General features: G+C 60.9%; 5 protein-coding genes and 2 pseudogenes. 5 read left to right on the top strand and 2 right to left on the bottom strand.

The features are described 5' to 3' along the window. The 5 genes and pseudogenes from NKH99_RS32355 to scpB form a co-directional block, all read left to right on the top strand. On the top strand, positions 1-1,082 hold a 1,082-nt coding region (locus tag NKH99_RS32355), incomplete at its 5' end, for a thioesterase domain-containing protein (RefSeq protein ID WP_353017911.1). A gap of 166 nt (positions 1,083-1,248) precedes the next feature. Next, on the top strand, positions 1,249-1,857 hold the full coding sequence (locus NKH99_RS32350; protein ID WP_353017909.1) for a 4'-phosphopantetheinyl transferase family protein: 609 nt from the start codon (positions 1,249-1,251) through the stop codon (positions 1,855-1,857). Further along, positions 1,857-1,991, top strand: coding sequence for a hypothetical protein (locus NKH99_RS32345; protein WP_353017907.1), 135 nt, complete (start codon positions 1,857-1,859; stop codon positions 1,989-1,991). Before NKH99_RS32350 ends, NKH99_RS32345 begins: the two co-directional genes overlap by 1 nt. Positions 1,992-2,195: 204 nt before the next feature. Further along, positions 2,196-3,206 carry a DUF1403 family protein gene (locus NKH99_RS32340; protein ID WP_353017905.1) on the top strand — a complete coding sequence of 337 codons (1,011 nt, stop codon included), beginning with the start codon at positions 2,196-2,198 and terminating at the stop codon, positions 3,204-3,206. Between the two features lie 3 nt (positions 3,207-3,209). Continuing rightward, a pseudogene (gene scpB / locus NKH99_RS32335) lies at positions 3,210-3,924 on the top strand (SMC-Scp complex subunit ScpB). A 151-nt stretch (positions 3,925-4,075) separates the two neighbouring features. On the opposite strand, the gene NKH99_RS32330 reads toward scpB, so the two are convergent. Both NKH99_RS32330 and NKH99_RS32325 read right to left on the bottom strand, forming a co-directional pair. Further along, positions 4,076-4,927: a TniQ family protein gene (locus NKH99_RS32330; protein ID WP_353017903.1), complete on the bottom strand. Its 852-nt coding sequence runs from the start codon at positions 4,925-4,927 to the stop codon at positions 4,076-4,078. A gap of 78 nt (positions 4,928-5,005) precedes the next feature. Then, positions 5,006-5,566, bottom strand: a pseudogene (locus NKH99_RS32325) (TniB family NTP-binding protein); the annotation flags it as partial. Between the last annotated feature and the right edge of the window lie 609 nt (positions 5,567-6,175).

Genomic DNA, 6,175 nt, shown 5'->3' with positions numbered 1-6,175 from the left:
CGGCCTATGAGGCGCCGCAGGGCGAGATCGAGACGACGCTGGCACAGATCTGGGCGGAGCTTCTCAGGGTCGAGCGGGTCGGACGCCACGACAACTTCTTCGAGCTCGGCGGCCATTCGCTCTTGGCGGTGCAGGTGCTCAGTCGAGCATTACAGCTTGGGCTGAACTTTAGCGCCGCCGATCTCTTCCAAGCCCCTGTTCTGAAGGAACTTGCATCGAAGATTCATTTAGAGCCACAGCCCAGTAGTCCGGGAGTGATTTCCGTTCGACCAACCGGATCGCAGCCACCGCTCTTCTTTGTCCCCACAGGCTTTGGAGATTGTTCCTATGTTCTCGGTTTGGTGGAGGAAATGGATGTAGACTGCCCAGTATACGCTCTGCCATGGCCACCCTTCAATGACGTTTGTCCACCAACGATTGAGGCGATTGCCGCGGAGCTAGTCCTTGCCATCAGAGAGATCCAGCCACGGGGTCCATACCGCTTTGCTGGATACTCATCAGGCGCAATCGTGGCTTATGCAATTGCCCAGCACTTGCTGAGTCTCAGCGAAGCTGTGTCATTCATGGCGTTCATCGATGTTCCGATACCTGCAAATTTGTCAAAGCTATCACCTATAAGTTTGGTACGAGAAGTTATGTTGGAACGTTGTGAATTCGTCAACGGTGAATTCGTCGAAGTATTGGAGCGCTTTGCCGGGCAATGTTCAGTTGCTGAGTTGCTTGAAAAGGCAAAGCAAATTGGGGCTTTGCCTCCGGATCATGATCTCCATAGTGATGTTCTGATGTATCAAAAGGCGGCCCAATTCCTCCAGGCGCTACAGTCGTATCGAGTTCTGTCGCTCCCAATTGAGATACATCAGTTTTATGCCAGTGAGCCTCTCATCCTTCGTCGGGTACCGCCTGATAAACGGCTAGATCGGGAGGTAGACTCGCCAAAGCAGGGTTGGGACCTGATTTTGGGTGCGGGAGCCATTCACGCGGTACCAATTCCAGGCAACCACGCCACAATGGTGAGCAATCCAAAAAACCGCCAAGTTCTGGCTCGAGCCATTTCAACGGCCTTAAGCGGGACTGTTAAATAGACACAACGAATTCCCCCGAATGTTCTGGCCTCGCAGGTTAGTCTCGAGCCCCAAATACTCCCGCAACTCGGGAAGTCCCGGCCCGCCAAGATGGGAAGCAGTTCATATGTGGTCCGTCGCCCGCCCTGATCGATGCCAGCATGTTCGAAAAGAAGGACCCAAATAGATGGAGATTATCACGATTGATCAAGAGAACATCATCGTCGGCATTCGTCCAATAGAGAAGGCCGACGAATCCACTTTATACGCTTCCGAAGTTACGTCTATGGGACGCGCTGTTCCCAAAGTCCGCCGCGAAAGCGGTGCCGCAAGAGTAGTTGCCCGAACACTCCTTGGGAAACTGGGATTCCCATCAATGCCGATCTTAAAGACGCGCTCTGGTGTTCCGATCTGGCCACCCGGCGTCATCGGATCTCTGGCGCACCACGATACAGTAGCAGCCGCCGCTATTGCCGGGACGAAAAGGATTGCAGCTCTCGGCGTCGACATTGAGCCTAATGAACCTCTTCCGGAGAACCTGATCGACTTGATTGCCACCCCTAACGAGCAACGCATGTACGATCTACATTTGCTCAAGCGGCGGGACCTCTTTGTTTTGAAGGAGGCTGCGTATAAGGCGTATTTTCCACTGTACAATCAGTTCCTTGAATTCCAGGACGTGGAAATTGATATCTCTGCGCGATTAGGGCACGTGTCGAAAGCAAATTGCACGTTTTCGCTCGAGTTACTTATTTCCAAGAATGTAATTGGGTTGGCGTATTCACGGTCGGCATAGTGGGCGACGCTGTCGGGATGATCGAGCCGGTGCACCAGCGTCGCTCGAACGAATGGATGCATGGCGCGGCCGACATGTTCACCGACTACACCTCTCCAGAAATCCAGCGGGCGCCGAAGAGCGGGTTGGGGTGACCTGCCACGGGTAATTCCCCATCTGAGATTAGAGTCCGGGCCTTCTTGCTCTGATGCGTCCTTCTTTTCCTTTGTGTTCCTCTGTTCCTCTGCTTCGGTGCGGCGATAAGGCAAGCTTACCGGACATAAAAGCCTGTCGACAAGCGCGGCTGTTGTGGCCTTTATGAGTTGCGGAAAGCGCCGCGCTCAATCATCCTTCGCTTGATGATTCTCCGCCCGAAGCTGCTCCGCCTTGCACCGGTGGCCGTCACCAGCGCAGCCCCGGGTGCGCCGGCCGCTCCCGTGCCGAGCTGGCTGCGCAGCGCGGCATCGCGCGCCGAATCCCTTGAAGAGGCTACTTTTGCCGCCGCGGCGGCGCTGACCGCCCTCGACGCCGTGGTCCGCCGGCAGGAGCGATGGGCCGGCGCCTGGCGGCAGCGTCTGGCGCTTTCCGCGGCCGCGGTGACGGCACGGCAGGCGGGGCGCATCGAGGATGAAGCCGCACTGCGCGACGCCGTGCTGCTGACCCGCCCAGGAGACGAGGTCGGGCCCGCCGGTCTTTTGCTCCTCGCCTGGCGCCGGCTGGCCGCCCGGCCCGCGGAGGATCTTCTGACGAAGAAAAACCTAGGCGCTGCATTGGAGGAATTCGGTCGAACTCACGACGATGAGGTGGTCAGCGATCTGGCTGACGAGCTTCGCCAGCTCGGCGCCAGCGTCGGGACGGTCGAGATGCTGACCGGTGCGTTCGCGGCTACTGCGCGCCACGACTTCGGACGCCATCTTGACTCTTGGCTCGCCGACGCTCTGCTCGCGCAAAGATTGGGATGGCCGCATGCGGTGCCGCTTCTGGGAGCGCAGCCGGGATCGGGCGGGAGCACGCGTGGCGTGGGAGTGAGAACAACCAGTCTGACGGAGAGGGATCAGGCGCCAGGCGGGGAGAGGGTGCAGGGCCTGCTCGTGGCTCAGGCGCGCGCAGCGCTTCGGGCGATCGACCTCTCGACCGAGCTCGGCCGCCGCGCCGAGCGGCTCATTGCCGTCGTGCCAAAACTGCGGGCGAAGGGTGCAGACCTTGTCATCGACCATTTGCTGAACGACGATGCGCTCGTCGCGTCGCGCGGGGACAAAAGGACCGGAATGAGCGACCGGGGCCTGCGCCGCCTGTTCGAGCGACTGGTCGAATTCGGTGCTGTGCGCGAACTGTCGGGCCGCACCACTTTCCGCATTTACGGGCTTTAGGAAATGGCTGAAGCACTGCGCAAGAGGCGAGGCCGCTCAGATGACCATCGATCAGACGACCGCCGTTCAAATGACCATTTGTTCGACCGCGTGCTAGACCACCTGCCGCCGGAGGTGCGCTGGCGCGAATGGATGAACCGCGTCGAGGCGACCATTTTCGCGGCCAGCGAGCCGGTCACACGCAGTGTGCTCGCGCGAGTGGTTGGGGCCAGTTGCAACATCGATCTCCTCATCGACGACATTCGCGAGGAACTGCGCGGGCGGCCCTATGACCTTGTCGCGGTCGCCGGCGACTGGAAGCATCTGACGCGGCCCGCCTATGCCGACGCCATCCGCACCGCCGTCGGCGCCAGTGAGCGCGCCGTCGCAGTCGGAGGTGCTGGTGGTGATGATGATCGCCTATTTCCAGCCAATCACCCGCGCCGAACTGTCATCCTTCTTCGGCAAGGAAATCAGCCGCGACCTGATCGCTCATCTCAGAGGCTCCGGCCTCATCGCCTCCGGCCCGCGCGCACCGCAACCCGGCGCGCCTTACACCTACGTCACGACCAAGGCTTTCCTGCTGCAGTTCGGCTTCGAGACACTGCGCGACCTGCCCGACATCGAAGCGCTAGAGGATGCAGGCCTGCTCTCGAAGGAGAAGCTGCTGGCGGGCGACATCATGCCGGGCTTTTCCAACGGCGAGGAAGTGGATGCTGGCATTGCCGGTGATGAATAGCGCGCCCCCTCACGCGGGAGTCGGCGGTTCGCGGCCAGCGATCCTATGTACGCAGGACGGCAAGGTCGCGCTGACGCTTCGATCTGATCCCGCCGCCGGTGACGCGGGAATAGGCTTCGGTCAAAGCCACAAGGTCGGCGCCGGGTGGGAGTTACAGCGCCGGCCTCGGCGATCCCTGGCGTTTGTCCATGAAGTTCGCGAGGCAAGCGATCAATCTATCATGGCCGCCTGCAGCCAGGACAAGCCGACGCCGCTGGGCGACAGCATTGCCCCCACCAGGGGCCAACCAATCGTCAGATCTTTCCGCGAGTTGCTCAAAGCAGCGGATGCGCGCCGGTGTCGACAGGGTTGTCAGGCTCGTCGCCGAGGTCACACCTGCGACGACCGGCGCACGCAGCACGCGCGAAACCACAGTGCCGATCGTCAGCGACCCCTTGGCCGCCTCTATCCGACAGATGTCGTGGATCGAGCGTTCCAGGCGCCGTGCCGCCGTCTTCACCGAGACCTTCGGAGCCCTGCGCAGATCGAAGCCGCAGCGGACGCAGAAGTGCTGCGGGATCAGGTCGGCCTGATCGGGGGCGGCAATCCCGGCGTGGCAGGCGGGACATCGATCCCGCAAACCGCAGCCATGCACGAAGCAGGAGATCCGCGACGCCAATCGCCATTGTCGATGAAAATGCGGAGCCTCGTCAGCGAGACACAGAGAACAAAACTGCATCCAGGTCGAACGGTTCCGGCGAGCGTTCTCGCGCAGCGGCAGCAGGAGCGGCGTCAACGCCCAACCAGTCATGGTCATCGCCGATATCGCTTCATGCGGAACACCCGTCTGACCGCCGAGCAGAACGGCGACGTCACGCGGAAGCTGAAGGTCGAGACGTGGCGACCACATCCCGCCGCCAAGCCCGAGGACACCGGCGAATGGCCGCGGCGCGATGCCGTTCGCGATTGCGAGGCGATGCAGCCAGCTCGACACTAACTCGTCCGGCTGTGGGTCAATGGTCATGGGCCACCGATCCCGAACGGCATCCCGGTATCGCTCGCGGATCTCGACGGCGAACCCCCGGGCTGTTCACTTCGCCGCTCACAGCAGACAGTCACGCGCCGGCGCCCGGCGGCGTTTCGAGACGGGGATGTAATGCAACTCGTCGATCGCCGCTTTGGTGATCCGCTCTGTGCCGGACCTCGCCGCTGCCGCTGCCGCGGTCGTGACGATCGCCACGATCTCGCCGATCAGTCCCTCCGAAAGCCGGAAGATCTCTCGCGCCAGCTTCTCGTTGGAAAGATCGGAACTACACGAAAGCGGCAGGGCGCCTTCGAGGCTGTCGAGGAGCGTGAGGAACTCCTCGTCATATTGCCATCGCGGTACCGCGTGCAGTTCGAACCGGCTCGCCATTTCGTCGGTCGCGTTGATGAAATCGTAGACGGCGACCTCTCCGATCAGAACCGGCGAGACGTCGAATTGGCGGCCGATCCGTCTGAGGAACGCAAGAACAGCCTCGACGTCTCGGGACCGGCCGCGCATCGCGTTGTGGAATTCGTCGAAGATCAGGATTTTGGGCTTCAGGCTGTCGAGCAGATGATCGATCTGCTCGGCCTTACGGCCGACATCCCGGCCGTTGCCGACCGGAGCGCGCAATGCGCGGGGTGAGAGTTCACTCATGCAGACGAAAATACCAGCTTCCTGAAAAGCGTCTGCTTCGAGCTTTAAGGCCGATCCGCAGCTTCCTCGTTAAAATGGAGCTGACTTATAGAAAGCGGTCTTTAAGAAACGCCGCGGGGCTACGGTCTGGCAAGGTGTAACCCCGCTGCTGCCGCCTCGGATTTCGATGCGTGCCAGCCAGAATCGGCACCCAAGGAGGATGCGACGAGGACAGTCCCCGAGGGACTCGGACCTCGTCGTCTACAACGCATCCCCGTAACTGTCAGTTTCCCGACGGGGATATGCCGATGGATCCACTTCCACTCCTAACAGGCTGAAGGGCATTTTCGCAACCAGGAAGCCTTGGGTTCGCTTCGCACAGACACGTAGGCGCCTGGGCGTTAGCGGGTCCGAGCATGTTATACTCGACGACGACGAAGTAGAATGGTGACGAACCGCGTTGGCGATGAGCCCGCCCGTTACACCTCCTGGACGCCTGCCACCGTCGCACCAACGATCACGGTGCCGCGCGTCGAGTATGACCTTCCCGACGATCAGAAGGCTTGTCCTTGCTGCCGTCATCAGATGCATCGCATGGGCGAGGCCGTTACC

It is taken from the genome of Mesorhizobium sp. M0854 (genome assembly GCF_040319815.1).
Taxonomy (GTDB): domain Bacteria; phylum Pseudomonadota; class Alphaproteobacteria; order Rhizobiales; family Rhizobiaceae; genus Mesorhizobium.
The sequence above is the reverse complement of the archived record's forward strand: the minus strand, read 5'-3'. Positions and strand labels throughout refer to the sequence as shown.

What these genes read in the sequence shown, in the direction of transcription:
- NKH99_RS32350 (WP_353017909.1), top strand. Translation starts at nt 1,249, where the DNA reads ATGGAGATTATCACGATTGATCAAGAGAACATCATCGTCGGCATTCGT.
- NKH99_RS32340 (WP_353017905.1), top strand. Translation starts at nt 2,196, where the DNA reads ATGATTCTCCGCCCGAAGCTGCTCCGCCTTGCACCGGTGGCCGTCACC.
- NKH99_RS32330 (WP_353017903.1), bottom strand. Translation starts at nt 4,927, where the DNA reads ATGACCATTGACCCACAGCCGGACGAGTTAGTGTCGAGCTGGCTGCAT.